The sequence below is a fragment of the Wolbachia endosymbiont (group B) of Xylocampa areola genome (assembly GCF_964028205.1).
In the GTDB taxonomy this organism is placed as follows: domain Bacteria; phylum Pseudomonadota; class Alphaproteobacteria; order Rickettsiales; family Anaplasmataceae; genus Wolbachia.
In genome coordinates this window covers 696,472-723,283 of the sequence record NZ_OZ034771.1, presented here as the reverse complement: position 1 = coordinate 723,283, position 26,812 = coordinate 696,472, and the positions used below count along the sequence as shown (strand labels likewise).

Here is a 26,812-nt window from a genome sequence, read left to right as displayed (position 1 = left end):
ATTTTGTAAAATTCAGCACAATTAAATAGCCTCTTTTCCTTTCATTCCAGTACTCTTTTCTGTCATCTCAATGACCTCTATGATGTCATTCCAGCGCATGACGCTGGAATCCAGTTCGTCCATAATCTCAACAAAAACGTTGTGTTTTAGCATAATTTTGTGCTCAATATGCTTATTTATAGTAAAGACTTCTGGATTCCAGCAGGCTTTGTTGCACCACTCAAGGAAAGAACAGGCAGTTACTGATGGAATTTGTTATAAAATAGATATTTAGCCGACAAAGGAAAAATATGCCAATAAGAATGAAAGTCAGTAACTGCAATGAATATAACAAATTTCTTCAAGAAAGGGGAAATGTTTTTCATTATATCAACGATGCCATTGAAAATTGGTACGAAAATAGTCCAAAAGTAGCAGGTGGCAACAATGTCTACAGCGACAAAGTAGTGATTCTAATTCACATAATAACCTATCTATTCAGGATTGGTCTTAGGCAAACAGTGGGATTTATAGAGAAATATCTTGAGCAAATAGGGAAAATTTTGCAAATTATCAGCTATTCGCAGGCTTCAAGAAGGTTTAAAAAGCTTAATATCAAAATCAACGACTGCAGAGTTGATAAGAACGATATGGAAGATATTGAAATTGCTATAGATAGTACAGGTATCAGCATCTACAATAATATTCCAGGCCATAGTAAGGCAAATGGTACAGATAGAAAGTATCGCCGCTATGAGCAAACAAGATGTAATGCTAGAGATAGGTAGTAAAAAAGTTATAGCTGCAAAATACAGTAGTGGAGTTTATTCCGACCACTATGGAGCCTGTGATCTTATTGAAAGAGTGGATACCAAGTATAACATAAGCACGATATATGCAGATAGATCGAAAGAAGTTATACAAACTGTGCGATGAGCTTGACATAAAGACAAGGATTCCTCCGCAAAATAATGCAGTAGAGCATCCAAAGTTGGATTATATGAATGAGAGAAATTCTACAATCAAGCTCATAAAGTCATATGATGAAGATGGTATGAAGAGGTGGAAAAAAGAGATAAATTATTGGAAGAGATCTTATATAGAAAGTTTTTTCTCGCGACTGAAGCAAATATTTGGATTTAGTTTTAGGAATAAATCTGAGATTAATCGTGAGAAGGAACTGCTACTCAAGTGTTATTTGCTTAACAAATTTACTGAAATAGGCATGGCTAAGTTTGATATAGCTTCATGAATTTATTATACATTACCCACTATCCGAAGAGCTGTGCAACAAAGCCATCCCAGTGTCAAGTGCTGGAATGACACCGTCATACCTGTTAGAGTATGAATGTAGCCTTATCTCACACTCCTGTCATCCCAGTGCCCAGACACTGGGATCCAGAAGACTGATCAAGTAATAAGAACTAGTCACGCGCTGGCTCTCTTAAATTACTTTAGCTATAAGTGTTAAGAAATTTACCAATCAAAAAAAGGCAAAAGAATCCACATGGTGCTGATTTTATTACTGTAATTGATAATGTGCTAACGCTTAAACGAAGCGTGTTTAGGCTGAATAGAAAAAAATAAAAAAAGGCATGCAGCCGCCATAATTTCGCCAATAAACACAAGATTTATCAAGAAGCTTCTATTAAATGAAAGTTATGCAAAAAATCTATTGCAAGTCTTTTAATATTCTGTTAAGAGCTGGAACAAATAAAAATTATTATGTTTGGATTAGAGAATAAGAAATTTCTGATTACTGGTGCATCAGGCGGAATAGGCCAGGCAATTGTAGAAATTATGCATAAGGCCAGAGCAACTTTATGTATTTCTAGTACAAAAAAAGAAATACTCGAAGAAGTTGCTAAAAAATATGAAAAAAACATTCACGTACTTCCTTGCAACTTATCAAATCCTGAAGAGGTAAATCAACTAATAAATAAAGCAAGTGAGTTGATGAAAGGCTTTGATGGACTCATATGCAATGCAGGAATTACACAAGACAGCTTATTGTTGAGAATGACAGATGAAGCATGGCAAAAGGTGATTGATATTAATTTGACCTCCACATTTAAGCTAAATAGAGAAGCATGCAAGAAATTAATTAAAAATAATTGGGGAAGAATCATAAATATTTCTTCAATAGTAGGATTGACAGGAAATGCCGGGCAAGTAAATTATGCAGCATCAAAAGCTGGAATAATAGCTATGAGCAAATCTATAGCAAAAGAAGTTGCAAGTCGCGGTGTAACAGTAAATTGCATTGCTCCTGGATTTATAGATACTAAAATGACTGAAGTTTTAAATGAAGGACAAAAGGAAAAAATATTAGATAACATCCCAATGAAAAGAATGGGAACAGGAAAAGAAATAGCAGCAGGAGTATTGTTTTTAGCAAGCGATGAGGCAAAATATATAACGGGACATGTGCTTAACATCAATGGTGGGCTATTTATGTAGCAACACTTATTTATGGACAAATTATAAGTTTTACTTTACAATAAGTATATATATAAATTTATTTTCGCGTTAGTTTATTACTTGGAGGCAAAAGAATGAGCTATATAATAAAAAAATTTTTTAATGCTTTGTGTATAGTGCTGTTTCTCTCTTTTTCAGATTACGCAAATGCTGCTACTGATATAGATGATACAACTGCCCAAGTAATATGCAATATTATTGGTTATATTTGGGGAATAGGTGGGCCACTTATGACTGTAGTCATAATAGGTGCAGCTTTGCTTGCAATATTTGGTAGAATGCCATGGCCAGCTCTCTTTGCCCTAGGTATGTTTTGTGGTGTATTTTTTGGTGCCAAAGCGATTATAATGAAAATTATACCCGATAGCATTAAACAAGATAGTATGTTGAGCAAGTGTGGGGAAAAATAACTTAAAAATCAGGATGTTTTTGTGTGTATTGTTCCTTCATGTCTTCAATCTGTAACAAATAATGACTGTCTTTCGGTAAAGTTTTAATAGCTAACTCAGCGTACTTCATAAATTTCTCTAAATTACCTTCAATACAAGCCTTTTTCGTCAAAGCAAAATAATACATTGCCATATCAGCGCTACGTTTATATGCAATACTTAAATACTTCCAGACAAAGGCGTTATTTGTTTCTACGTTTGCAACCTGCTCTAGGTAAAAAATTGCCTTCTCTATTTCACCGTGTAATAATAAAGTATGAGATAACGCAAGTTTCACTAAATAGTTATTCTTCTCAGATAAATATCTAAGTGATTCTTCATACATTTTTATTGCTTCACTTAAATTTCCAGCTTTGTATAACATCTCCGCTTTTAATTCATATAAATAAGGATCATTGCGTGACTCTTGAATCAATGAATTAACTTTAGTAATAGCCTCTTCTATCTTTCCTTGCCTATAGTGAATTACAGCATTTACATACTTAGAACTACCTTCATATTTATTAGATAACACATGAATAGGAGCAAAAAAAGAGTCTAGCTTTGCAACCATACGCTCAAACTTCAGCAATTTATCTGCAAGGATTGGTTTTATATTGTTTTTAACCTTATAATTCTGTACAGCAAATATACGCTTATCACTAAGTGGGTGAGTGCGGAAATACTCTTCAGTGTTTTCATGCTCAATACTCTTAAAATAGTCAAAAATCTCTTTCATACCCAAATTATCATAGCCAGATTCATCTAGGTATCTTAAAGCATAGCTATCTGCTACACTCTCTTGCTCTTGAGAATAGTTAAAAAACAACCTTGAACTAAGCGTTACACCACTAAGCAAGATTGCACTCGCAACCTGAGGGTTAATGACAATACTAGAAACTAATCCTACCATATAACTAATCATTGCTATTGATTGAAAATAACCTACAGCACTACTCATTTGTAATACATGACCAGCAGATATATGAGCAATTTCATGTGCTAATATACCAAGTAAGACATAAGGTTCAGTCGAATATTGTAAAAGCCCTAAATGAATGAAAATGCTATTATTGTTAATTACAAAAGCATTAATCGATCTATCATCAACTATAAAAACTTTTATTTTATCATTATCAATACCCGCAGCAGAAAATAAAGGTTGCGCTAGATCCTTAACTACCGCTTCCACTTCACTATCTCTAATAATACTAACAGAGTAAGCGCTATTACAGTATACGAAAAAAAATAGTAAAACAAAAAGCTTAGACATGGAAATTCCTTGTTTGTATAACTTTGAGGAATTTTATATTTTAACACTTAAACTATACGAATCTATAAACGCTAGTTTAAATTTTGAACGTAACTGATAAGTTTATCAATGGTAGTTAACTTAATATTATGTTGTTCAGCAAATTCAAGCAACTGGGGTAAGCGCATCATAGAGCCATCATCATTCACTAATTCACAAATAACTGCAGAATGATTACATCCCACTAACTTAGCTATCTCAACACTTGCTTCAGTATGACCAGCACGTTGCTCTACTCCACCCTCATGTGCAATCACAGGAAAAATATGACCGGGAGTTATAATGTCATCCTGAGTTCTATTTTTATCAATAGCAACATGTATAGTTTTTGTTCTATCCTCAGCTGAAACACCCGTAGTAATACCATAACGTGCATCAATTGATGTAGTAAAAGCAGTATGATTTTCACCAACATTTTTTTTTTCCATGAAACTAAGGCCTAACCTTTTCATGTGAACTTTAGTCATTGCTAAGCAAACAATCCCTGTACCGTATCTAACCATAAAAGCCACATGTTCTGGCTCTAATTTCTCAGCTAATACAATCAGATCACCTTCATTCTCTCTGTTTTCATCGTCAACTAAAATGAATAATTTACCAGAACTAGCATCCCTCAATACATCTTCCACAGAAGAAATACCAGGTAGACTAATTGAAGGATAAGTTACTTGTACCATGATTTACTTAAACTCAATCTTAACTATTTTATACAATTTCTCTCCATTTGGCACTATCACTTCCACATACTCACCAACTTTTTTGCCAATTAAAGCACTACCGAGTGGTGAATCCGTAGAGATCAACTGCTTTGAAGCATCAGCTTCATATCCACCTACAATCTTATAAACATATTCAATTTCACTGTTATCATCACCGAGCATGCTTACCGTAACAGTTGCACCAAACATTACTGTATCACCAGACAAATTTTTTACTTCTATCACTTCTGCATGTGAAAGTTTACTTTCTACCTCAATTATACGGCCTTCAATAAAACTTAATCTCTCCCGTGCTGCATGATATTCTGCATTTTCTGATAAATCGCCTTGATCACGAGCATCAGAAATAGCCTGTATGATAGAAGGTTTTTCTTCCTTTAATTTCTCAAGTTCGACTTGCATACTCTCAAAACCTTCCCTTGTAATAGGAAACTTGTTAACAATGGATGAAGTCATAATCACCGCCTAAACGCAATTAAATTGAGTGACAAAATCACTCACAATACCAAGAATATCATCTTTTATATCATCATTCATGTCACCCGACAACTTTTTTAAAACTCCAGGGTGAACAGTTTGAAAATAATTGATAAGATCACACTCGAACCTATTGATGTTGCTCACCTGTACCTTATTTAATTGACCATACAGATTAGAAAAGATATACATAAGCAATACTTGCTCTTCTATTTGCATAGGTGAATACTGTTTTTGCTTTAATAATTCAATAAGGTATTTACCTTTGTTTAAGGACAATTGAACAGTAGCATCAAGATCAGAACCAAATTTAGCAAAGTCTTCCAGTTCTCTATATTGGGCCAAACTCAGCTTTATAGAACCAGCAACTTTTTTCACAGATTTCAATTGTGCAGCAGAGCCAACCCGAGAAACCGATAAACCTATATTCACTGCAGGGCGAAATCCTTTGTGAAACAATTCAGACTCAAGAAAAATTTGTCCATCGGTAATTGAAATCACATTAGTTGGAACATATGCAGATACATCACCAGCCTGAGTCTCAATAATCGGCAAAGCAGTCAAAGATCCCTGTCCTTTTTCATCAGACATTTTGGCAGCTCTTTCAAGCAAGCGAGAGTGTACATAGAATATATCTCCAGGATAAGCTTCACGACCAGGAGGACGTCTGAGCAATAAGGACATCTGCCTATATGCCACAGCATGCTTAGATAAATCATCATATACCACCAAGCAATGCATTCCATTATCACGGAAAAATTCTCCAATAGTGCAACCGGTATAAGGTGCTAAAAATTGCATAGGCGCGCAGTCAGATGCGCTAGCCACAACTACGGTTGTATACTCTAATGCTCCACTTTCTTTTAGCTTATTCACCACTTTTGCTACTGTCGAAATTTTTTGTCCAATAGCAACATAAACACAGTAAATTTTTTGATTTTCGTTTACCTCATCATTAATCTTCTTCTGATTGATAATAGTATCAATCGCAATAGTGGTTTTACCAATTTGTCTATCGCCAATAATTAATTCACGTTGCCCTCTACCTATAGGAATCAACAAATCTATAATTTTAATTCCTGTCTGCAGAGGTTCATGCACAGATTTACGGTCAATAATACCTGGCGCTTTAGATTCTATATACATTTTGTTCTTGGCTCTAATTTCTCCGCCATCGTCTATAGGATCGCCTAATGCATTTACAACTCTCCCTAATAATTCATGACCTACAGGCACCTGTACAACATCACCACTACATTTTACAACGTCCCCTTCTTTTACATCACGGTCATTGCCAAGCACAACTATTCCAGCTGTATCATGATCTAAATCAAGAACTATTCCTTCTACACCGCTTGCAAAAGATACCTTTTCACCAAACTTTGCTTTTTCCAGCCCATAGACCAATGTGATACCATCGGTTACTGAAATTACTTCACCTATATTTTCTCGTTTTATAGGATTATCAAATGTCTCAACCTTCTCTTTTATTATGTTTACTACTTCAGAGGCATTTATGCTATTCTTCATATACAATTCCTTATTTTCAACATTTCCATTTTACTCAAATCAACCAATCTATCCAAATAACTCTTAAGCGAAGCATCAATCACGTTAAAACCATACCTAACTACAAAGCCACCTAGTATAGAAGGATCAACCACATGACTGACTTTTATTATTTTACCAAGAAAGTTCAAAGATTCAGTAATTATTTTTATATCAGGTTTCTTTAAAATCTCTGCTGATTTTATAGTAATTTCCAATTCATTTTCACTTTCCCTTACAAGATTTAAGAATTTTTCTAATATAAGGATTAATAAACGGGAGCGCTTGTTTGCAAGTGTAACCATAATAAATTTGACTAAGTTTTCACTCAAGTTCTCCTTTATAGAAAGTATCGCTTCTTTTTTGTGCAAAAGAGAAACCATAGGATGAGATAGATACACAAAAACATCTTGATCTTTAAAAAAAGCTAACAAAAATTCTACTTCTTTTCTTATAATACCTAATCTGCTTCCTGAGACATGAAACAGTGCTCTAGCATAAGATGAAACTAAATTATTGTTTTTCATATTCAATTACCTGTTCTAGTAAATCTAAATTATTTTAGCTACCATTGTTCAATCCAAGCATTTTTTATATAAATAGGTCTTCTCCTTAAGGAAAGAAAACATAAATCATATCTGACTGAATAATCTAAAAAATCAAGATTTTTACTTAAGAAATATTTAGAAGAATTTATAATAGACTGACACTGAAAATGAGATATCGGTACTTCTTTTCCAAATAAACTTGTTTTAACTTCTATAAAAATCAGCTCCCTTTTTTTAGATACAATTAAGTCAATTTCACCCAACTTACAACGGAAGCGACGTTTTATAACATTATAGAATTTCAGCTTTAAATATATCGAAACTAACAATTCTCCAAAGTAACCTACAAAATAGCGTAACCTACTTACCATAAAAAGAATAATTAGCTTTGTGTAACTACTTTGCTTCCTTTTTTATTTTTACTATAAATCTCACCTTTTGCTGAAATATCTCTATCAACTAGCTCTATCACTGCCATTGGAGCGCAATCACCCTTTCGAGTACCAAATTTTATTATTCTAGAATATCCACCTTTACGGTCTTGATAACGATTAGCTAGAACGCTTAATAATTTATCAACTACTAACTTACTATTATGAAGACGTGAAAGCAAAAGCCTTCTACCATGTAAAGAATCGTTATTCTTAGCAATTGTAATAAACTTTTCCACATATGGACGAAGTGCTTTAGCCTTTGGTAAAGTAGTTACAATCTGCTCATGATTAATTAACGAGATAGATAGATTCTTTAACATTGATAACCTATGCTCGGTACAACGAGACAGTTTATTTTTCTTTATTCCATGTTTCATATACTACCTAATCCTCATCAGTATGTTGTTTAGCCAGTTCATCTATATCCTTAGGCGGCCAATTTGGTATATTCATACCCAAAGACAAACCTGAATTATTTAAAATTGCCTTGATTTCATTCAAAGACTTTCGGCCAAAATTAGCAGTTCTTAACATTTCAACTTCCGTCTTTTGCACAAGATCACCTATATAAGTGATATTTTCATTTTTCAGACAGTTATGAGATCTAACAGATAATTCCATTTCATCTACTTTACGCAATAGAACAGGATCATAGCCCAAATCTTTAGCACCACTAGACAAAGAAACTTGCGATTTTTTATAACTCATATCAGAACTAATAAAAGGCTGAAATTGCTCCTGTAATATTCTTGCAGCATAGTCAACAGCTTGACTTGGAGAGATTGTACCATCAGTTTCAATTGACAATATCAGCTTATCTTTATCAGTAACTTGACCAACACGACTATTCTCTACTCTATACGAAACCCTCTCAACAGGACTATATAAAGCATTAACTGGAATAAAACCAATTAAATCTTGTTCATTCATAGACTTTAAAAATTCATTTTCTTTATATTTATTTACAGAAAGATAACCTTTTCCACTAGCAATATATATAGTAATGTTAAGCTCCACATCTTGACCTAGTGTACATATCACCAAATCTTTATTAACAATAGAGCATTGGTCATCAGTTTCTATCATTCCAGCTAATACTTGACAAGGCCCTTTAGCGCTCAAATTTAAGCACTTATTAGACGTGTTATTTAACTTACATCTCAACATGCCCATATTTAATGCTATATCAGTTATGTCTTCCCTAACTCCTTGGATCGAAGTAAATTCATGATTCACGCCTTCAATTTTTATTCCATAAACAGCACTACCGCGAAGAGAAGACAACATTACACGCCTTAATGCATGACCCAACGTTAAAGCAAAACCACTTTCCAAAGGTTCTAGAACTATATCACTTTTTTTACTTGAATCACCTGATATTACCTTAATCGCATTAGGCTTAGTTAATCTATCTAAATTTCCACAGAAAGAGACATTATCACTATAATACATACAAAAACCTTCCAAATATCCTATACTCTTCTTTTTTTCCTTAGTCTACACCCATTATGAGGTATCGCCGTTTTATCTGCAATTGAAGTGACAGTCAATCCACAATTCCGAAGTGCTTTAACTGCAGCTTCTGCACCAAAACCAGGACCACGAATTATTACAGAAACAACCTTCATACCAAATCTCTCTATTACTTTCTTCGCAGCAGAATCGGCAACCTTACCTGCAGCATAAGGTGTGGATTTTCTCGAACCAGAAAAACCACATGCACCAACAGAAGTCTGGTAAAGCGTATTACCACAAACATCAGTCACATTTACAAAAGTATTATTAAAAGTTGCACGAATATGGACAATACCAGTAATAAACCTTTTTGTATTCTTACCAACCGTTTTAACTTTTTTCATAAAAACTCACGATAATAACAAATTTTATTTTTTTCCAGCAATAGGCAATTTAGATCTGCCTTTACGAGTTTTAGCATTAGTATGGGTTCTTTGTCCCCTCACAGGCAAACCTTTTCTATGCCTTAATCCTCTATAGCAACCGATTTCCATTAAAGATTTTATATCCATAGCTACTTTTTTTCTGAGCTCACCCTCTATGACATATTTTTGCCTAATAAAACTACTAATTTTCTCTATATCTTCATCTTGTAATTCTAAAACACGCTTACGCTCATCAATTTTACAGCTACGACAAATTATATTCGCAGTAGTAATACCTATACCATGTATATAAGTTAATGCAAAAGGAACACACTTCTTCACTGGAATATTTATGCCTGCAATACGTGCCACTGATACCTCGATACTTTATTAATAATAACTCTTAATTTATACCATAAAACAACTTATAGTCAAATCAAATTACAAGAAATTTTACTTTCAATCTCTTGCATTACTCTATCAACACTCAAATTAGCGTTAATTGTTAACAACTTGTCCTTATAATACTCGCGCAAACCCTCTATCTGAGAATGATATTCTCTTATCCTCTTATTAATTGCAAGCATATTAGCATCATCAATTCTCTTCTCCAATCTCGTACTTTTACATTTAGCACAAGTAGTATTCTTAAAAGAAGATATACTATATATACTTTTACAATCCAAACAAGTAAGACGATCTTTTAATCTATCAATTGCAATATTATCGTCAAGCTGCAACTCAATTACAAGATCAACATCCCTATTGCATCTTTTTTGCAAAACTTGAGTTAAAAAATGAGCTTGATTTAAATTTCTTGGAAAACCATCTAACAAAAAATCACCATCTATTAATGCAAGCTGGTCACACAATAATTTACATATAACTTCATCTTGAATTAAATTACCAGATTCAACAGTATCCTTTATTCCTTTACCTAATTTACTCTCACTAGATATAATATTCCTTAATAAATCTCCTACTGAAACTAATTTAAAATTATACTTTGCTATTAACAAACTGGACTGAGTACCCTTACCAGAGCCAGGAGGACCAAAAATTGTAATAATCACTTTAGTCTCCTTGTTTTAGACTCATATTTCTTTATCCAACTATCGTACCTATTTGAAAAAACATAAGATTGTACTTGCATAATAGTATCAGTAATAACGTTAACTATAATCAGCAAGCTCGTCCCACCAAAAATAAATGGTATATCATAATGATACCTCATAATTTCAGGTACAGTACATATTACCACCAAATACGCAGACCCAATAAATGTTAATTTAAAAACTATATCTTGAAGATAATCAGAAGTATGTTTTCCAGGCCCTCTACCAGGAATAAAACCACCATTTTTCCTAAGAAAATCAGCATTTTCCTCTGGATTAAATATAAAATTGGTATAGAAAAAATTAAAAAGCACTATGAGTATTAAGTAAGTTATAATGTACATCACTTTATTTGCCATAAAGTAGTTTAAAATAAAATCAGCAATGGCATGACCTTTATAGAAATTTGCAATTGAAATAGGCGTTAATAGAATTGCGTTAGCAAAAATAGTTGGTATTACACCAGATAAATTGATCTTCAATGGAATGTAAGTAAAATCATCATTATGTAATTTTTTAAACTGTTTTTTGGGATATTGAACAATTACCTTTCTATAAGAAGATTCTGTAAAAATGACTAAAAGGAGCAGTAAAAAAAACAATGCTATAACAAAAAGGGTAATGAAAAATGACATACTACCATTTTTATTTAATGTTAGCAGAGATGATAAAGCATTATGTAATTCAGATGTTATGCCAGTAAAAATGATTAATGAGATACCATTGCCTATACCGCTCACACTGATCCGCTCACCAAGCCATATTAAAAATATAGTTCCACCTAAAAGGCTAAAGACACCTATAGTACGAAACATAATACCAGGTTCAACTACAACTAATACCCCTTCTATATTCATTCTTTCTAACCCTATTAAGATCGTAATTGATTGAAAGATACAAAACACTATAGTCATATAGCGTATATAAGAGTTCATCTTTCGACGTCCCAACTCTCCGTCATTTTTAATTTCATTGATTCCTTTAACGGCAGAAGATAATAATTGCATAACTATGGATGCAACTATGTATGGCATAACGTTTAACGCCAAGATCGTCATTCTAGCTAAAGCGCCACCAGAAAATAAATTAAATACTCCAAAAACACCAGAACTCTCTTTTGGAAATATATCATTGATTATATCAAGATTAATTCCAGGAATAGGAACATAAGTGCCTAAACGATAACAAACTAAAGCCATTAGAGTAAAAAATATACGCTTTAGTAAATCACTTTTATATAACAGCGTAGAATCCAAACTATTAAATGCAAATTTACTGTTCATGATTTACGATAGTATTTCTACACTACCACCAACTGAAGCTACAGATCTTTTTGCAGCTTCTGATGCAAAATCAACATGAAACACAAATTTTTCGCTTAATTTACCCTTATTAAGAAGTTTGATTTTACTTTTAACAGATCTGATAAAACCTAACTTATGCAGTAGCTCCTTATCTATGATAGAATCCTTGACTATTTTTTTAGCTTCCATTAAGCACTGTACATCCCCAACATTAAATATAGAGTATAAGTTTTTGCGTATAGGCTTAAAACCTCTTTTAGGTAAACGAGTATATATAGACTGCTGTCCACCTTCAAAACCATTTATAGAAACGCCACTTCTCGCTTTCTGCCCTTTATGCCCCCTACCGGATGTTTTACCTTTACCACAACCAATACCTCTACCTAATAATTTAGGCTTCTTTTTCTTAGATAATTTGGTAAATATAGAATTTAATTTTACAGCATCATTCATAGTTTACCTATTTCCAACTATCTCACTAATCTTTTTACCCCTCTTACCTGCCACTTGGCGAGGAGATAACATAACATCAAAAGCCTTAAATACTGCACATATAATATTATGAGGATCATTTGATCTAGTAGACTTAGCTACCACATCCTTTATACCTAATACCTCAAAAACCGACCTCATTGCTCCACCAGCAATAATACCTGTTCCAGCTCTTGCAGCTCTTAAAACTATCTCACCAGAACAGAATTTAGCTTTAATATCATGATGTAAAGTTCTACCTTCACGTAAGTACACCCTAATCATCGACTTCTTTGCAGCATTTAAAGCTTTCACTCTTGCTTCAGCAACCTCTGCGTGTTTACCTATTCCACATCCTACCCTACCCTTACCATCACCAACAACAACCAAAGTTGAAAATGAAAATCTTCTACCACCTTTAGTAACCGTTGTTACCCTTCGGACTGAAACCAAAAGTTCTGATAAATCATTATTATTTTGTAAATTCTTTACAGCCATACTTCAAACCTTCTAAAATTCAAATCCAGAGCTTCTTAAAGCTTCAGCAAATTGAGAAATCAATCCTGTATACTTATATGCCCCCCGATCAAAGACGAACCGCTGCTGCAATTTTGTACTAGGGAGACGCTCAATCAATAAAGAAGAAACCTGTTTTATAGTTTCAGCATTAACCCTACCTTTACATACATTCCTAATTTTATCATCCAAAGTAGAAGCAGAAGCTAGGGTTGTTCCTTTTGCATCGTTAATCAACTGAACATAGAAATGTTTATTAGACTTAAATATGGATATACGTAAACGCCCAGCGCTCTTATCGAGCTTCGCTCTATTACGAAGTTTCCTTTTTTCATAGCTACTTAAAAAATTATACAATCTTTTCATTTTAATTACTTCTTTTTATTTACAACCTTACGCAGCATAAATTTGCCTTTTATTACAATACCCTTACCTTTATAAGGATCATATTTTCTAATTTTGCATATATCAGAAGCCACCATATAGACTTTTTGCTTATCCATACCGCGAATCACTAAATGAGTTGGCTTTATACACTTAATCTCAACGTCTTTAGGCACTTTATACTTAATATTATGACTATAACCAAGATATAAAGTCAAATACTTATCATCACATTCTGCTTTATACCCCACACCATTGATCTCAAGATCAACAGAAAAATCATTAACCATACCGTTAATCATGTTATTAATATTACTTCTATAAGTGCCCCATATAGATTTTATTTTATCATAATCATCCCTGCCTTGATCAACAGAAAGTAACAATTGGTTATCAACTATCTGACACAGAATGCCACTACACAAGTTCAGCTCTTTTTCTGCCCTAACACTTCTTATTAATACCCTACCATTATTATATTCAACTGAAAGATCAGCAGGAATATTGATAGGTGCGGCACCTATACGAGACATACATTTCTCCTATCATTTAAAATACACGACACAAAACTTCTCCACCAACTTTTAATCTACGTGCATTATAATCGGTCATCACTCCTTTCGGTGTAGATATAATAAAAATTCCAAGACCATTATACGCTTTAGAAATGTCCTTACACTTAGAATAATAACGACAACCGGGCTTTGATACCCTAGCTATATCATTAATCACAGGTGATTTATCATAATACTTCAACTGCACAACAAGGGAAGGGATACTATCACTCTCTTGCTTTTCATAATTAAGAATATACCCTTCCTCTTTTAAGATCTTCAATATAGAAGAATTCACTTTAGAGAATAGGACTCTTGTTTCCCTATGCATTGCCAATTGAGCATTACGTATTCTTGTTAAAAAATCACCAATACCATCAGATAACGACACTATTACACTCCTTATATCACATTTACCAACTAGATTTTGTAACCCCTGGAACTTGTCCAAAAGAACACAAATCACGTAAAACAATCCTACATAAACCAAATTTTCTATATACTCCTCTCGGCCTACCAGTTAAAGCGCATCTATTCCTAATTCTGATTTTAGAAGAATCTCTAGGCAATTTTTTAATCAGCTTACTTTGAGCTGCAAACCTTTTTGCAATAGATAAATCCTTATTATTCATTATAGATTTTAATTCTTCCCTTCTCTCCCTATATTGATCGCATAACTTTATTCTACGAAGATTCTTCTGTATCATGGATTTTTTTGCCATATATATTTTCTCTCAATTATCAAAAAAAGGGAATTTAAGAGCCAGTAATAATTCCTTTGCTTCCTTATCACTAACTGCACTTGTTATAATATTAATATCCATACCTCTAATTTTACTTATTTTATCATAGTCTATTTCTAAAAATGATATATGCTCCTTGATACCAAAGGAAAAATTACCATGACCATCAAATTGCTTCACACTAAACCCTCTAAAATCTTTTTCCCTTGGCAAAGCAATATATATTAATCTTTCTAAGAATTCATACATTTTGTTTCTACGCAAAGTCACTTTACAACCTACAGTTGCACCTTTTCTAATTTTGAAACCAGAAATAGATTTTTTTGCAAAGGTTAACACAGGCTTTTGCCCAGCAATCGAATGTAGATTATCAAATGGCTCATTTATCGCTTTATTGTCCGTAGCAGCATCTCCAACGCCCATATTGATACACACCTTGACAAGTTTAGGCACTTGCATTACATTGCTGTAATTAAACTTATCCTTTAAGGATTTTACTATATTATCTTTATACAATTGTTTAAACATATCAACCTAATCTATCACTTCTCCAGAAACTTTTGCAAAACGCACTTTTCTACCATCTATAATCTTAAATCCTACTTTAGTTGGAGTTTTATACTTAGGATCCAATATTGCAACATTGGATACATCAATAGCTAACTCTTTATTGAATATACCACCACCACTACCAGCTCTTGGTTTAGTATGTCTCTTACACACATTTACGCCAGAAACAACTACTTTCTTTTTAGCATTACGTATTATAACTTTGATTACCTTACCAATTTTTTTCTTATCTTTACCAGTTAAAACTATAATATCATCACCACTTTTTATTTTAGCACTCATTATAAAACCTCATCAGCTAATGACATTATTTTCATAAAAGAACCAGATAATAACTTTTTTACTGGACCAAACACCCGAGTGCCAAGTGGTTCACCTTGATCATTAATTAAAACCACAGCATTGCTAGAAAAACGAATTACAGAACCATCAGATTTCTTAACACTATTTTTTACTCTAACAACAACTGCTTTATATACTTTTCCTTTTTCAACTTTACCTTTTGGATTAATAGACTTAGTAGATATAATAATCGTATCACCTACAGATGCAGATTTCCTACCACCTAACAAGCCAATACAAAGCACTGCACGCGCACCAGAATTATCAGCTACTTCTAACAATGTATTTTTTTGAATCATATAAATACCTATTCCTTTTTAGCTATTGATAACAACCCATTTTTTAGTAACAGAAATAGGCTTATGTTCCTGTATTAAAACCCTATCTCCCTTTTTGCAACTATTATTCTCATCATGTGCTGTATACTTCTTGTATTTTTTAATAACTTTTTTATACAGCCTATCCTTATACACTTGTAACACCGAAACCTTTACAGTCTTATCAGACTCAGCATTAGTTACGACACCACAAAAAACCTTCTTAGGCATTTTTTCCCTCTCTCTTTCTTCTATTTAATACAGTTAGACTACGAGCTATGCTCTTTCTTATTAAGCTAAAACGCGAAAAATTGTTGCACTGGCCCAGCTTTTTTTGAAAAGCCAAATTAACAAATTCTTTCCTCAAACTCACAAGAAGTTCATGTAATCCTTGTGAAGATTCTGATTCAAATTTAACTATATCCATTGCAACTCCATTCAATTATGATTAGATATAAATTTACACTTCATAGGAAGCTTAGCAGTCGCTTTTTCAAGCGCCAATCTTGCTAAATGCATGGGAACATCACTACTAATTTCAAACAAAATCCTACCGGGCTTAGCTTTAAATACCCAAAATTCAACACTACCTTTCCCTTTACCCATACGTACATCTGCTGGCTTTTTACTAACCGGAGTATCAGGAAAAATTCTTATCCATACTTTACCAGAGCGTTTTAACGTTCTAGATATTACGCGCCTTGCAGTTTCAATATGCTTGGACTGAACCTTACCTACTTCCATAGCTTTTAATCCATAATCTCCAAAAGACAGCGTGCTACCACCCTTAGCATTACCCTTTATTCTCCCCTTAAATACCTTTTTATATTTACTCTTTTTGGGAACAAACATCTCAATATACCTTAACTACCAACATAAACCCAAACTTTAACTCCTATAATACCACATATAGTCTTCGCTTCACAAAAAGCATAATCTATATTAGCACGCAAAGTGTGTAAAGGCAAACGACCTTCTTTGTACCATTCAGTACGAGCTATTTCAGCTCTGCCAAGACGCCCAGAGCAACTTACTTTAATACCCTCAGCACCCATCTTCAAACAATTTTGAATAGCTTTTTTCATCGCTCTTCTACATGAAATCCTTTTTTCTAGCTGATGTGTAATATTCCTTGATATTAAAACTGCATCTATTTCAGACTTTTTAACTCCTACTACATTCACTTCGACACTACTTTCTACTTTTTTAGCTATTTTTTGCTTTATCTTCTCAACATCCAAACCTTTCTTACCTATTATAACTCCAGGCTTAGAAGAATGTATTATTACAGACACTAAAGTAACTGTACGCTCTACAGTTACTTTAGAAATACCAGCATGCTTAAAGGATTCATTTATATAACTGCGAATAAATAGATCTTGATGCAATTTCTGTTTATAATCGTCCGTAGCACACCAAACAGAATCCCAGGTATTACTATTTATTTGCAATCTAAATACTTTAGGATTAACCTTCTGTCCCATATTTTTACACTTTCCTTATTAATTTTCCATTTCTATAAATCATACAATTTCTTTCAATTTTATAGTTATATTACTATAAAATTTGCTCATTCTATTAGCCCTACCCATAGCTTTTGGATATACTCTACGCAAAGTAAGTGACTTACCTATTAAAATTTCCTTTATATATAAATTATCAACGTTCAATCCATAATTATTTTGAGCATTAGCAATTGCAGAATTCAACACCTTCATTATAAAACCGGCAGCCTTTTTTTCACAAAATCTTAATTGTACATTAGCAAAAGAAACTTTTTTATTACGCACTAAATCAGCAACCAAATTTAATTTGCGAGGAGTTGATCTTAAAACCTTAGAACCAGCCTCAACTATTATATCCCTATTTTTCATATCAATTGCCTACCTTCTTGTTGCCTTTTTATCACCACCATGCCCAGTAAATTTACGAGTAGGTGAAAATTCACCGAATTTATGACCTATCATATTCTGATTATCAACACTAACAGGAATGTAATCTTTACCATTATAAACAGCAAACTTTAAACCCAAACAATTAGGAAGAATTACAGAAGCCCTGGAATGAATTTTTATCACCTTATTAATAGAACCCTCTTTTAAAGCCCTCTGAACTAATCTTAGTACAGATGGATGTAAAAAAGGTGGTTTCCATACAGATCTACTCATAAATTAACCTTTCAATTTTTTTATATACTTATCACTAGATTTATTTTTTTTCCTAGTTTTCTTTCCTTTTGTTGCAACACCCCAAGGAGTAACAGGATGACGACCGCCAGAAGTTTTTCCCTCTCCACCTCCATGAGGGTGATCAATCGGATTCATTGCAACTCCACGCACAGCAGGTCTAATTCCAAGCCACCTACTTCTCCCAGCCTTACCCAGCTTTCTATTTTTATGATCAAGATTAGACACTACACCAATAGTAGCCTTGCAAGAAGATAAAATCAACCTAATTTGACCAGACCTGAGTCGTAATAAAACATATTGGCCATCACGACCAACGATTTGTGCATAACAACCAGCAGCTCTAGCAATCGCAGCACCATTACCTGGCTTCAGCTCAACATTATGAACGAAAGAACCAACAGGTATATGCTTGAGTAGTAAACAATTCCCTGGCAAAATATCAGCATCATCTCCAGCTGTCACAACATCACCAGGCTTCATACCTTGAGGAGCTAATATATAAGATTTAGTATCATCTTCCTTATATGATATTAATGCTAAAAACCCACTTCTATTTGGATCATACTCTATTTTCTCAACTATACCCTGATCACTTCTATTACGTTTAAAATCTATAACTCTATACTTCTTCTTGTGACCACCACCCCTGTGACGAGTTGTAATTCTACCATGATTATTTCTTCCACCACTGGATTTCTTGCCAAATACAAGAGACTTCTCCGGCTTATCTTTTGATAAACCAATTTTACTTATTAATATAGTCCCACGAGAAGACGGAGTAACAGGATTAAAAAATTTCATACCCATATTAAACGCTCATTATATCTAATTTTTGACCATCCATCAAAGAAAAATAAACCTTTTTTCTCTGTTTTTTACAACCAACCACACCCCTGAAACGTCTATATTTAGGTTTAACTCTAATAACATTTATAGAAGAAATTCTGACATTAAATAAAGACTCTATTGCCGATTTTATTTGACGCTTATTTACATTTACAAAAACATACAAAGAGTATTTATTAAACTTCTCTCTTAAAAGAGAAGCCTTTTCTGTGATTACAGGAGATTTTATTATATTATTATATTTAATCATAACAATCTACCTTCAAGATGCTTTAAAGTGTCTTTTGTTAACATCACGCATTCATGATTCAATATATCAAAAACATTTAACCCAATAGGTTTGATTAAATCTACATAATGCAAATTTTTAGCAGCACGTAACAAATCATCTCCATAATCACCAACTATTAAAAAAGAAGAAAATTTAAAATTTTTAATATATTCACACATTTTAGATGTTTTCTTCACATCAACATTTAAACTATCAAGAACAACAACTTGATTATTTAAATATTTTAGAGATAAAGCAATTTTCAAACCAAATTTACGTACTTTTTTATTAAGAGAATAAGCATGACTCCTCACAACAGGACCAAAAATAATTCCACCACCTCTAAACTGAGGAGATCGCAAGCTCCCCTGTCTCGCCCTACCGGTACGTTTTTGACCATACGGCTTAGCTGTTGTACCAGAAACATCACTGATACCCTTTGTTTTATGAGCACCAACTCTTCTCTTTGCTAATTGCCATCTCACTATATCATGCAAAATACTCAATTTTTGCTTGGCAGAAAATATCAAGGGATTAAGCTCAACACTACCTACATTATTATTAGATAGATCAACTAATTCACATTCCATAACTAACTCACCAAATTATTAGCATCATCACTCATATTCAACAGCAGACCTACTGGAAAAGGAACATCTTTATGTAAAGGCTTTTTAACTGCATCTCTCACAAAAACATAAGAGTTTTTAAACCCAGGAACATTATTACCCTTTACAGCAATTATGCTATTTTCATAATCAATGGATAATATTTTCATATTCTGTACAGTCACTCTGCTATTACCTAAATGACCAGCCATTTTCTTCCCCTTGAATACTCTACCAGGATCTTGACATTGACCAGTAGAACCTTGTGATCTATGAGCAATAGAAACGCCATGAGATGCCCTAAGCCCACTGAAGTTATGCCGCTTCATCACACCAGCAAACCCTTTGCCTAAAGAATAACCCGTAATGTCAAGATATTGACCAACTACAAAATGATTAACCCCCACCTTTTTACCACATTCTATTCCGAATAGATCAGTTAATCTACTTTCGTATAATTTACATTTACTATTTATACCCTTTTTCTTTAAATATTCCAACTGAGGTTTTGCTATTTTTTTTAAATCCCCTGTGCCTAAAATGACTGAATTGTAGCCACATTTATCTTGTCCTTTTATATCGATAATATAAGTTTCGCTGAGATGCAATAAGGTTACAGCCATGCGACTATTATCAAAATACATAGCAGTATGGCCAACATTGGTCATTAACAAACCAATTCTCCTAAGCGAATTTATTCTCTTCATTTCCTTTTCCTAAATATTGACTTCCTTAACCTTTAAATCCACTTCTACACCAGCAGAAAAAGATAAATCTGCAAGCATCTTCATCATAGTAGAAGTAGGATTATGTACAATAATTAACCGCTTAGAAATTCTCATTTCAAATTGCTCACGAGATTTTTTATCAACATGAGGAGACCTATTAACAGTAAATTTAGAATCTTTTCTTGGCAACGCAATCGGACCAGATAAATCTGCATTAAACTGCTTTAATTGATCAATAAACTCGCGAATACACTTTTCCAACAAAGAACAATCGAAAGCTTTGATTCTAATATATATATCTTGCTTCATCTTAGTTATTATACTCATTCTAAAATTTCCGAAACAACGCCAGAACCAACAGTTCTACCACCTTCTCTTATCGCAAAACGTAATCCTTTATCCATTGCTATTGGTACTTGCAACTCCACTTCTATACTTACATTGTCCCCTGGCATTACCATCTCCTTTCCATCTAGCAATTTTATGCTCCCAGTTACATCCGTTGTCCTTAAATAAAACTGTGGCTGATAATTTCCAAAAAATGGTGTATGCCTTCCTCCTTCTTCTTTCTTCAATATATACACCTCCGCATTAAATTTCTTATGCGGGGTTATTGTCCCTGGTTTTGCCAATACTTGCCCTCTCTCCACTTCTTCTCTCTTTGTTCCTCTTAGTAGTATTCCTACATTGAGTCCTGCACTTCCCTTATCTAGCAACTTCTTAAACATCTCAACACCAGTACATATCGTCTTTTGCGTCGCTTTCAGACCTATTATCTCTATCTCATCCCCTGTCTTTATCTCCCCCTTCTCTATTCTTCCTGTTACTACCGTCCCTCGGCCCGATATTGAAAATACATCTTCTATTGGCAACAAAAACGGCAAATCTATAGGCCTTGGAGGTACTGCCACATACTCATCTAACTTCTCCATCAATTTATCTATTGATTTCTTTCCATACTCACTACTATCATCCTCTAATGCTTTTAACGCAGACCCAACTATCATAGGCACTTCATCACCTGGAAATCCATACTTACTCAGCAACTCTCTCACTTCCATCTCTACCAAATCTATCATATCAGCATCAGCAACATCAGCTTTATTTATATATACCACGATATATCCAACACCCACCTGTTTTGCCAGCAATATATGCTCTCTCGTTTGTGGCATCGGCCCATCAACCCCTGACACTACCAATATCGCTGCATCCATCTGTGCTGCACCTACTATCATATTCTTTACATAATCAGCATGTCCAGGGCAATCAACGTGTGCATAGTGTCTCTTTTCTGTTTGATATTCAACATGCGCTGTTGCTATTGTTATCCCTCTCTTTCTTTCTTCTGGCGCTTTATCTATTTGATCATATGCTACAAAATTACCATAATGCTTTGTTATCGCCGCTGTTAACGTTGTCTTCCCATGATCCACATGTCCTATCGTTCCCACATTTACATGCGGCTTTCCAAATGCTTCTACTATCGCTGTCATAATTTTAACTCTTCTACCTAAAATATAAATACATCAACAAATAATATGTTGATTTTATATAAATACAACAAAAAAAAGAGCGGATAGTGGGAATCGAACCCACGTCACTAGCTTGGAAGGCTAGAGCTCTACCATTGAGCTATACCCGCACAATGGAGGAGGTAGGATTCGAACCTACGTACGCAATGCGGACAGATTTACAGTCTGTTACCTTTAACCACTCGGTCACTCCTCCACAAAAATCTGTTAAGAGAACACTACCTTAACTTAAGTTTTATTATTCCTAATATTAAACATCCAAATCCAAAAGATCAAGTAATAAAAGCTAATCTAACTGATTTCAGTTAGATTTTACTTTTATATAACAAAATATTGTCAATAAAACGCCCAAATAAGTAATGTGAATCATGTGTACCTGGCGCTTCTTCTGGATGGTATTGAGTAGAAAAGACTGGGTAATCCTTCATCATTATCCCCTCTACACTATTATCAAATAGAGAAATATGAGTAACTTCAACGTTACTTGGAAGAGAAGCTGAATCAACAACAAAACCATGATTTTGGCTAGTTATCTCAACTTTTTTACTCTCCAGATCATAAACTGGATGATTACTCCCTCGATGACCAATATCCATCTTGACAGTCTTTGCTCCCAAAGTAACTGCAAGTAATTGATGGCCCAGGCATATGCCAAAAACTGGTATTTTAGATTTCACAATAATTTCTATTTCTGAAGTTACACTCTCTCCTATCTCTTGTGGATCACCAGGGCCATTTGAAAGCACTATACCATCTGGATTCATGCTTAATATTTTGTGAGCAAAACCTGTATCTGGTTTGACTAATTCAACCGCACAATCAAGTTCTACTAAGCGTGAGATTATACTATTTTTTACACCGAAATCAACAATTACAACCCTATATTTTGCATTAAGAACGCTTTGAAAGTTATTACTTAAACTGACTTTCTTAGTTATTTCTATTCCATTTACAGATTTGTATTTCTTCAATTCATCTAATATATGTACCTCACTTGACGGACATATCATTCCATTTTGAGATCCATGTTTTCTCAAATATCTCGTCAAAGCTCTAGTATCAATTCCCGATATCCCAACTACATTATTTTTCTCCAACCAATCATTTAAACTAATATATGAAGAAGAGTGAGACATAGGAGAAAGTTCACGCATAACCACACCACTTGCAAAAACTTTTTCTCCTTCATTATCTTTGTGATTTATTCCAACATTACCAATATGAGGAAAAGTGAACGCTATTATTTGATCAGCAAAAGAAGGATCTGTTATAGTATGCTGATAACCTGTCATACCGGTGGTAAAACAAACTTCACCTATACATTTGCCTCTTTTACCTACCGATTTTCCCAAAAAGTACTTGCCATCTTGTAAAACTAAAGCTGCATCCTGCATTTAATTCTCTCAACTCATTTAAAATATTATATAAGAATTTTAAATTACAAGTAAGCAAATACTAAATTTCCCTTTAAGTTTATATAAAATTCAAAATTATAAGTAGCTTTCTTTTTTTATTATTTAGGAAAATTATAGCAAACTTAACTTGTGTGAATAGGCAATAGTCATTACATTCATACTTCATGTTATATAAATTCACATGGATAGAAAAACTTGTCTCATTACAGGAGCATCATCTGGCATTGGAGAAAGTCTAGCACGGTTGCTCATTAAAGATCGATGGTTTGTGGTTGGCATTGCAAGGCGCACTGAAAAACTGGAAAAATTAAAAGAAGAATTAGGTAGTAATTTTTTACCTATAACATGTGATGTAAGCAAAAGTGAAAATATTAAAAACTCGTCTGATTTTTTAAAAAAGCAAAATATTATACCAAATCTCTTTTTTCTTAATGCAGGATGTGGCGAAATAGAAGATAAGTTTCATACCAACATTCATAGAAAAACATTTGAAACCAATTATTTTGGCGTTATCAACTGGATTGAAGAATGGATTCATCATAATTCCTTGGCAACTTTTGCGGTTATATCTTCTCTTGTTGCTATGCATGCAACACCACATGCTTCTGCATACTGTGCCAGCAAAGCAGCACTAAAAAGTTGTTTTCAATCACTAAAAATCCAATATTCTAACAGTAGCACAAAGTTTATCACCATAATGCCAGGGCCAGTAAAAACAGATATGTTTAAGTCTAATAAACCACTTCCCTTCATATGGGAGCCAGAAAAAGCTGCAGCATATATTTTAAAAAGTATATTTAAAGGAAAGAAAGTTATAGCGTTTCCAATTTTCTGGCGGTTATTTTTTCATATTTTACAAATTCTTCCCACTAAAATGACTGCAAGAATCTTACGATAATCACCAAATCTACCATCTTGTAAAGCTAAAGCTCTTCAAAACTCAATCGCAAGCTTCTCCACACAAAAACATCTTGACTATCGCATGTTTCATATTATATGAATAAACTGTTAATGAAAGTGGAGGGTTGCAATGCCTAATAATACAGATCAGTCTAAAAAAATAAATGAGAAATGGTTATTTATAGGAGGTGCTTCACTGTTTCTTGTAATAATGCTACCATCAATTTTTCTCTTAGCAAAAATAGCTATGATGTTTGTTATAATCTCAACTACAGCAATAGCAATAAAAATTGCCTCAAAAGCAATATCAAACGTTTTAGAGGATAAAGAGAATCAATCAACACAAAATAAAATTATAAACCTAGCTATTGGAGCAGTGTCCATACTTGCAGGTGGGCTATCATTACTTATTACAGCAAAAGTTGGTTTCATCGCAATATGTTCAACTATAGCTATTTTAGCTCTGTATGAATATATTAAAGATGAAAAAATAGGTAAGGATATAAATGATAAATTCGATGAAATAGCTAATAATACAACTGAGTTTTGCGTCAACAGCATTGAAAAACTTATTCCATCACAAAGTTGTGAAGTGTAATCTTTTGTTTATAAATTTTTAGATGCATGGCTAACGTATAAACACTGAAATCAGCACTTCCTTTCTTGTTATACTAGTAATGGCTTCCATCATCAAAAATGTTGTATTACTTTTATACTCGCAAATCTAACTGGATTCCAATGCTGGAATAACATTACCTTGAATGGAAATCGGTGCGTGATGTACATCTGTATAGAGATTAAATATGTCATTCAGTTTGTTATCATTCTAGTACTGCCATTCTATAGGTAACAGCTGTACCTGGAGCTCCTCTCTTGTCATTCCAGCACTGGAATCCAGAAAACTTAATTTCAAACCAGTACTTTCCCTCTTTTCATCCCAATTTCCAAAATGTTACTCCAGTACTGAAATCCAGCTTTTTTATAACTATCGAAAACACTGTATTACTTTACAAATTTAACTAGATATAATTACTGGCATGGCACGTTCGTAAAATTACGATAAAAAATTACTTGACAAACTCTAATAGTTTTGTTACCATGCACGGTGAAGGTGTTCTAGAGCTCGGAATCTATCTTCGTCTGCAGACTTTTCAATTCAATTAATCTATAATCTTCAGTTAAAATATATTTTAGCTATACTTCGGTCGTAGCTGTATACATTTTTCTCAATCTTTTTTATTAGTGGAGGACTATCATGTTTAAAACACTGAATTACGCATATCATTGACCTACATGTCTTTAAAGGACAGATGGTACCTATGTCCTTTTTATATAAATTATTGTGTTTTTATGTCTTTTTTAGCAATGTCATTTATTGTTTTACGCCCCAGTCTTTTTCAAATATTGCGAGCCCTTGATCAGTAAGTGGATGATTAATTAACTGTCTAAGTATTTTTGCTGGCACAGTAATTGAATGAGCACCAAGCCGTGCAGCTTCTATTACATGTGCTGGACTTCTTACTGATGCAACAAGAACTTTTGTCTTAAAATTATAATTAGAATATATAGTGCATATATCTTCTATTAGCGATAAGCCATCATAGCTTATATCATCAAGGCGACCAACAAAGGGAGAAATAAAACAAGCACCGGCCTTAGCGGCAAACAGTGCTTGTCCAGGAGAAAAACATAATGTAATGTTAGCAGGTATTTTATGTTCTGTCCACAACTTTTTACAAGAAATTAATCCTTCATGTGTAAGAGGTAACTTTACTACGATATTACTAGCGATTTTCGCTAACTTAAGGCCTTCCTTAACCATATCTTCATGGCTATCTGCAACAACTTCAACACTAACAGGTCCTTTTATAATAGAACATATTTCGCTTACTAAATCTTCGTACTTATCTTTATGTCCAGATTTTGCTATTAAAGAAGGATTAGTTGTTATACCATCAATGAACTCTTTTAGCTCCTTAATTTCATTCAAATCAACACTATCAAGAAAAATTTCCATATTATTGTCCTATTAAAAACCTATTTTTACAAAATATTGTCATCTTTGAAAAGTATTAAATAAAATCGGATTTTTAACTCAACTCAATTTTCAGTCCGTTAGGAAAGAAAATATTGCACTGAGACACAGTATAGCGCTTTCCTTAATTGGTTGCATTTTATTAACAAAATTAGCATAACCA

Annotated in this window: 43 protein-coding genes and 2 tRNA genes; 7 read left to right on the top strand and 38 right to left on the bottom strand. The window is 33.5% G+C overall.

Going from position 1 to position 26,812, the window contains the following annotated elements; genetic code table 11:
- Positions 1–21: 21 nt before the first annotated feature.
- On the bottom strand, positions 22–153 hold the full coding sequence (locus tag ABWU35_RS03560) for a hypothetical protein (RefSeq protein ID WP_007302564.1): 132 nt from the start codon (positions 151–153) through the stop codon (positions 22–24).
- Positions 154–290: 137 nt separating this feature from the next.
- Between ABWU35_RS03560 and ABWU35_RS03555 the strand changes: the two genes are divergently transcribed.
- From ABWU35_RS03555 to ABWU35_RS03535, 5 genes are all read left to right on the top strand, one after another.
- A complete protein-coding gene (locus ABWU35_RS03555; protein ID WP_019236989.1) occupies positions 291–767 on the top strand; it encodes a transposase in 477 nt (158 codons plus the stop codon).
- The gene (locus ABWU35_RS03550; RefSeq protein WP_038227351.1) at positions 733–915 is read left to right on the top strand and encodes a hypothetical protein; all 183 of its coding nucleotides are present in this window, start codon (positions 733–735) and stop codon (positions 913–915) included. The genes ABWU35_RS03555 and ABWU35_RS03550 overlap by 35 nt, the downstream gene beginning before the upstream one ends.
- Positions 875–1,231, top strand: coding sequence for a transposase (locus tag ABWU35_RS03545; RefSeq protein ID WP_007301972.1), 357 nt, complete (start codon positions 875–877; stop codon positions 1,229–1,231). The genes ABWU35_RS03550 and ABWU35_RS03545 overlap by 41 nt, the downstream gene beginning before the upstream one ends.
- A gap of 473 nt (positions 1,232–1,704) precedes the next feature.
- Entirely contained in the window at positions 1,705–2,439 is a 735-nt protein-coding gene (fabG, locus tag ABWU35_RS03540) for a 3-oxoacyl-[acyl-carrier-protein] reductase (RefSeq protein WP_007302563.1), read from the top strand.
- Positions 2,440–2,534: 95 nt separating this feature from the next.
- Complete coding sequence (locus tag ABWU35_RS03535) at positions 2,535–2,870, top strand: TrbC/VirB2 family protein (protein WP_007302562.1); 336 nt, start codon at positions 2,535–2,537, stop codon at positions 2,868–2,870.
- 1 nt (position 2,871) lies between these two features.
- Here the strand turns inward: ABWU35_RS03535 and ABWU35_RS03530 are convergent, their stop codons facing one another.
- From ABWU35_RS03530 to carA, 36 genes are all read right to left on the bottom strand, one after another.
- Positions 2,872–4,161 (bottom strand): M48 family metalloprotease, encoded by a 1,290-nt coding sequence (locus ABWU35_RS03530; protein WP_007302561.1) that lies wholly within the window; start codon positions 4,159–4,161, stop codon positions 2,872–2,874.
- A 71-nt stretch (positions 4,162–4,232) separates the two neighbouring features.
- The gene (ribB, locus tag ABWU35_RS03525) at positions 4,233–4,877 is read right to left on the bottom strand and encodes a 3,4-dihydroxy-2-butanone-4-phosphate synthase (RefSeq protein WP_007302560.1); all 645 of its coding nucleotides are present in this window, start codon (positions 4,875–4,877) and stop codon (positions 4,233–4,235) included.
- Positions 4,878–4,880: 3 nt separating this feature from the next.
- Positions 4,881–5,375, bottom strand: a complete 495-nt coding sequence (gene greA, locus ABWU35_RS03520) for a transcription elongation factor GreA (RefSeq protein WP_007302559.1) — start codon at positions 5,373–5,375, stop codon at positions 4,881–4,883.
- A 9-nt stretch (positions 5,376–5,384) separates the two neighbouring features.
- A complete protein-coding gene (gene atpA / locus ABWU35_RS03515) occupies positions 5,385–6,926 on the bottom strand; it encodes a F0F1 ATP synthase subunit alpha (RefSeq protein ID WP_007302558.1) in 1,542 nt (513 codons plus the stop codon).
- Positions 6,923–7,471: an ATP synthase F1 subunit delta gene (atpH, locus tag ABWU35_RS03510; RefSeq protein ID WP_007302557.1), complete on the bottom strand. Its 549-nt coding sequence runs from the start codon at positions 7,469–7,471 to the stop codon at positions 6,923–6,925. Before atpH ends, atpA begins: the two co-directional genes overlap by 4 nt.
- A 38-nt stretch (positions 7,472–7,509) precedes the next feature.
- Entirely contained in the window at positions 7,510–7,863 is a 354-nt protein-coding gene (locus ABWU35_RS03505; protein ID WP_010404733.1) for a YraN family protein, read from the bottom strand.
- An 11-nt stretch (positions 7,864–7,874) separates the two neighbouring features.
- Positions 7,875–8,303 (bottom strand): 50S ribosomal protein L17, encoded by a 429-nt coding sequence (gene rplQ / locus ABWU35_RS03500; protein ID WP_010404731.1) that lies wholly within the window; start codon positions 8,301–8,303, stop codon positions 7,875–7,877.
- A 7-nt stretch (positions 8,304–8,310) separates the two neighbouring features.
- Positions 8,311–9,378, bottom strand: a complete 1,068-nt coding sequence (locus tag ABWU35_RS03495; protein WP_007302554.1) for a DNA-directed RNA polymerase subunit alpha — start codon at positions 9,376–9,378, stop codon at positions 8,311–8,313.
- A 20-nt stretch (positions 9,379–9,398) separates the two neighbouring features.
- A complete protein-coding gene (gene rpsK / locus ABWU35_RS03490; protein ID WP_006012273.1) occupies positions 9,399–9,785 on the bottom strand; it encodes a 30S ribosomal protein S11 in 387 nt (128 codons plus the stop codon).
- Positions 9,786–9,809: 24 nt separating this feature from the next.
- Positions 9,810–10,178, bottom strand: a complete 369-nt coding sequence (gene rpsM / locus ABWU35_RS03485) for a 30S ribosomal protein S13 (RefSeq protein ID WP_213863924.1) — start codon at positions 10,176–10,178, stop codon at positions 9,810–9,812.
- A gap of 59 nt (positions 10,179–10,237) precedes the next feature.
- Complete coding sequence (locus tag ABWU35_RS03480; protein ID WP_007302552.1) at positions 10,238–10,879, bottom strand: adenylate kinase family protein; 642 nt, start codon at positions 10,877–10,879, stop codon at positions 10,238–10,240.
- Complete coding sequence (secY, locus tag ABWU35_RS03475; RefSeq protein ID WP_264685496.1) at positions 10,876–12,204, bottom strand: preprotein translocase subunit SecY; 1,329 nt, start codon at positions 12,202–12,204, stop codon at positions 10,876–10,878. Before secY ends, ABWU35_RS03480 begins: the two co-directional genes overlap by 4 nt.
- Before the next feature lie 3 nt (positions 12,205–12,207).
- A complete protein-coding gene (rplO, locus tag ABWU35_RS03470) occupies positions 12,208–12,678 on the bottom strand; it encodes a 50S ribosomal protein L15 (RefSeq protein WP_019236927.1) in 471 nt (156 codons plus the stop codon).
- A gap of 3 nt (positions 12,679–12,681) precedes the next feature.
- Entirely contained in the window at positions 12,682–13,194 is a 513-nt protein-coding gene (gene rpsE / locus ABWU35_RS03465) for a 30S ribosomal protein S5 (RefSeq protein WP_007302549.1), read from the bottom strand.
- 12 nt (positions 13,195–13,206) lie between these two features.
- The gene (gene rplR / locus ABWU35_RS03460; protein WP_213863922.1) at positions 13,207–13,578 is read right to left on the bottom strand and encodes a 50S ribosomal protein L18; all 372 of its coding nucleotides are present in this window, start codon (positions 13,576–13,578) and stop codon (positions 13,207–13,209) included.
- A gap of 5 nt (positions 13,579–13,583) precedes the next feature.
- The gene (gene rplF / locus ABWU35_RS03455) at positions 13,584–14,129 is read right to left on the bottom strand and encodes a 50S ribosomal protein L6 (RefSeq protein ID WP_007302547.1); all 546 of its coding nucleotides are present in this window, start codon (positions 14,127–14,129) and stop codon (positions 13,584–13,586) included.
- A gap of 16 nt (positions 14,130–14,145) precedes the next feature.
- Positions 14,146–14,541 (bottom strand): 30S ribosomal protein S8, encoded by a 396-nt coding sequence (rpsH, locus tag ABWU35_RS03450; protein ID WP_007302546.1) that lies wholly within the window; start codon positions 14,539–14,541, stop codon positions 14,146–14,148.
- Between the two features lie 22 nt (positions 14,542–14,563).
- A complete protein-coding gene (gene rpsN, locus ABWU35_RS03445; protein ID WP_007302545.1) occupies positions 14,564–14,872 on the bottom strand; it encodes a 30S ribosomal protein S14 in 309 nt (102 codons plus the stop codon).
- Between the two features lie 12 nt (positions 14,873–14,884).
- On the bottom strand, positions 14,885–15,421 hold the full coding sequence (gene rplE / locus ABWU35_RS03440; RefSeq protein WP_007302544.1) for a 50S ribosomal protein L5: 537 nt from the start codon (positions 15,419–15,421) through the stop codon (positions 14,885–14,887).
- Between the two features lie 6 nt (positions 15,422–15,427).
- Positions 15,428–15,745: a 50S ribosomal protein L24 gene (gene rplX, locus ABWU35_RS03435; protein WP_007302543.1), complete on the bottom strand. Its 318-nt coding sequence runs from the start codon at positions 15,743–15,745 to the stop codon at positions 15,428–15,430.
- Positions 15,745–16,104, bottom strand: coding sequence for a 50S ribosomal protein L14 (gene rplN / locus ABWU35_RS03430; protein WP_007302542.1), 360 nt, complete (start codon positions 16,102–16,104; stop codon positions 15,745–15,747). Before rplN ends, rplX begins: the two co-directional genes overlap by 1 nt.
- An 18-nt stretch (positions 16,105–16,122) precedes the next feature.
- The gene (gene rpsQ / locus ABWU35_RS03425; protein ID WP_010404696.1) at positions 16,123–16,353 is read right to left on the bottom strand and encodes a 30S ribosomal protein S17; all 231 of its coding nucleotides are present in this window, start codon (positions 16,351–16,353) and stop codon (positions 16,123–16,125) included.
- A complete protein-coding gene (gene rpmC, locus ABWU35_RS03420) occupies positions 16,346–16,549 on the bottom strand; it encodes a 50S ribosomal protein L29 (protein ID WP_038198186.1) in 204 nt (67 codons plus the stop codon). The genes rpsQ and rpmC overlap by 8 nt, the downstream gene beginning before the upstream one ends.
- A gap of 11 nt (positions 16,550–16,560) precedes the next feature.
- A complete protein-coding gene (rplP, locus tag ABWU35_RS03415) occupies positions 16,561–16,974 on the bottom strand; it encodes a 50S ribosomal protein L16 (RefSeq protein ID WP_019236922.1) in 414 nt (137 codons plus the stop codon).
- 11 nt (positions 16,975–16,985) lie between these two features.
- Positions 16,986–17,606 (bottom strand): 30S ribosomal protein S3, encoded by a 621-nt coding sequence (rpsC, locus tag ABWU35_RS03410; protein WP_353275855.1) that lies wholly within the window; start codon positions 17,604–17,606, stop codon positions 16,986–16,988.
- A 39-nt stretch (positions 17,607–17,645) separates the two neighbouring features.
- Positions 17,646–17,996, bottom strand: coding sequence for a 50S ribosomal protein L22 (rplV, locus tag ABWU35_RS03405; RefSeq protein ID WP_007302537.1), 351 nt, complete (start codon positions 17,994–17,996; stop codon positions 17,646–17,648).
- A gap of 9 nt (positions 17,997–18,005) precedes the next feature.
- Positions 18,006–18,290, bottom strand: a complete 285-nt coding sequence (gene rpsS, locus ABWU35_RS03400; protein WP_010404687.1) for a 30S ribosomal protein S19 — start codon at positions 18,288–18,290, stop codon at positions 18,006–18,008.
- Positions 18,291–18,293: 3 nt separating this feature from the next.
- Positions 18,294–19,118 carry a 50S ribosomal protein L2 gene (rplB, locus tag ABWU35_RS03395; protein ID WP_264685497.1) on the bottom strand — a complete coding sequence of 275 codons (825 nt, stop codon included), beginning with the start codon at positions 19,116–19,118 and terminating at the stop codon, positions 18,294–18,296.
- 1 nt (position 19,119) lies between these two features.
- Positions 19,120–19,407 carry a 50S ribosomal protein L23 gene (locus ABWU35_RS03390; RefSeq protein ID WP_007302534.1) on the bottom strand — a complete coding sequence of 96 codons (288 nt, stop codon included), beginning with the start codon at positions 19,405–19,407 and terminating at the stop codon, positions 19,120–19,122.
- On the bottom strand, positions 19,404–20,018 hold the full coding sequence (gene rplD / locus ABWU35_RS03385; RefSeq protein ID WP_007302533.1) for a 50S ribosomal protein L4: 615 nt from the start codon (positions 20,016–20,018) through the stop codon (positions 19,404–19,406). Before rplD ends, ABWU35_RS03390 begins: the two co-directional genes overlap by 4 nt.
- Before the next feature lie 2 nt (positions 20,019–20,020).
- Entirely contained in the window at positions 20,021–20,743 is a 723-nt protein-coding gene (rplC, locus tag ABWU35_RS03380; RefSeq protein WP_012482005.1) for a 50S ribosomal protein L3, read from the bottom strand.
- A 9-nt stretch (positions 20,744–20,752) separates the two neighbouring features.
- Positions 20,753–21,073: a 30S ribosomal protein S10 gene (gene rpsJ, locus ABWU35_RS03375; RefSeq protein ID WP_012482004.1), complete on the bottom strand. Its 321-nt coding sequence runs from the start codon at positions 21,071–21,073 to the stop codon at positions 20,753–20,755.
- Positions 21,074–21,087: 14 nt separating this feature from the next.
- The gene (gene tuf / locus ABWU35_RS03370) at positions 21,088–22,260 is read right to left on the bottom strand and encodes an elongation factor Tu (RefSeq protein ID WP_007301992.1); all 1,173 of its coding nucleotides are present in this window, start codon (positions 22,258–22,260) and stop codon (positions 21,088–21,090) included.
- A gap of 78 nt (positions 22,261–22,338) precedes the next feature.
- Positions 22,339–22,409, bottom strand: a tRNA-Gly gene (locus ABWU35_RS03365).
- A gap of 4 nt (positions 22,410–22,413) precedes the next feature.
- Positions 22,414–22,495 (bottom strand) — tRNA-Tyr (locus ABWU35_RS03360).
- Between the two features lie 109 nt (positions 22,496–22,604).
- The gene (carA, locus tag ABWU35_RS03355) at positions 22,605–23,693 is read right to left on the bottom strand and encodes a glutamine-hydrolyzing carbamoyl-phosphate synthase small subunit (RefSeq protein ID WP_007302530.1); all 1,089 of its coding nucleotides are present in this window, start codon (positions 23,691–23,693) and stop codon (positions 22,605–22,607) included.
- A 202-nt stretch (positions 23,694–23,895) separates the two neighbouring features.
- Between carA and ABWU35_RS03350 the strand changes: the two genes are divergently transcribed.
- Together ABWU35_RS03350 and ABWU35_RS03345 are read left to right on the top strand one after the other, a co-directional pair.
- Positions 23,896–24,612, top strand: coding sequence for an SDR family NAD(P)-dependent oxidoreductase (locus tag ABWU35_RS03350; RefSeq protein ID WP_007302529.1), 717 nt, complete (start codon positions 23,896–23,898; stop codon positions 24,610–24,612).
- 132 nt (positions 24,613–24,744) lie between these two features.
- On the top strand, positions 24,745–25,212 hold the full coding sequence (locus ABWU35_RS03345; RefSeq protein ID WP_007302528.1) for a hypothetical protein: 468 nt from the start codon (positions 24,745–24,747) through the stop codon (positions 25,210–25,212).
- 774 nt (positions 25,213–25,986) lie between these two features.
- Here the strand turns inward: ABWU35_RS03345 and fsa are convergent.
- Positions 25,987–26,631, bottom strand: a complete 645-nt coding sequence (gene fsa / locus ABWU35_RS03340; protein WP_007302527.1) for a fructose-6-phosphate aldolase — start codon at positions 26,629–26,631, stop codon at positions 25,987–25,989.
- Positions 26,632–26,812: the final 181 nt, after the last annotated feature.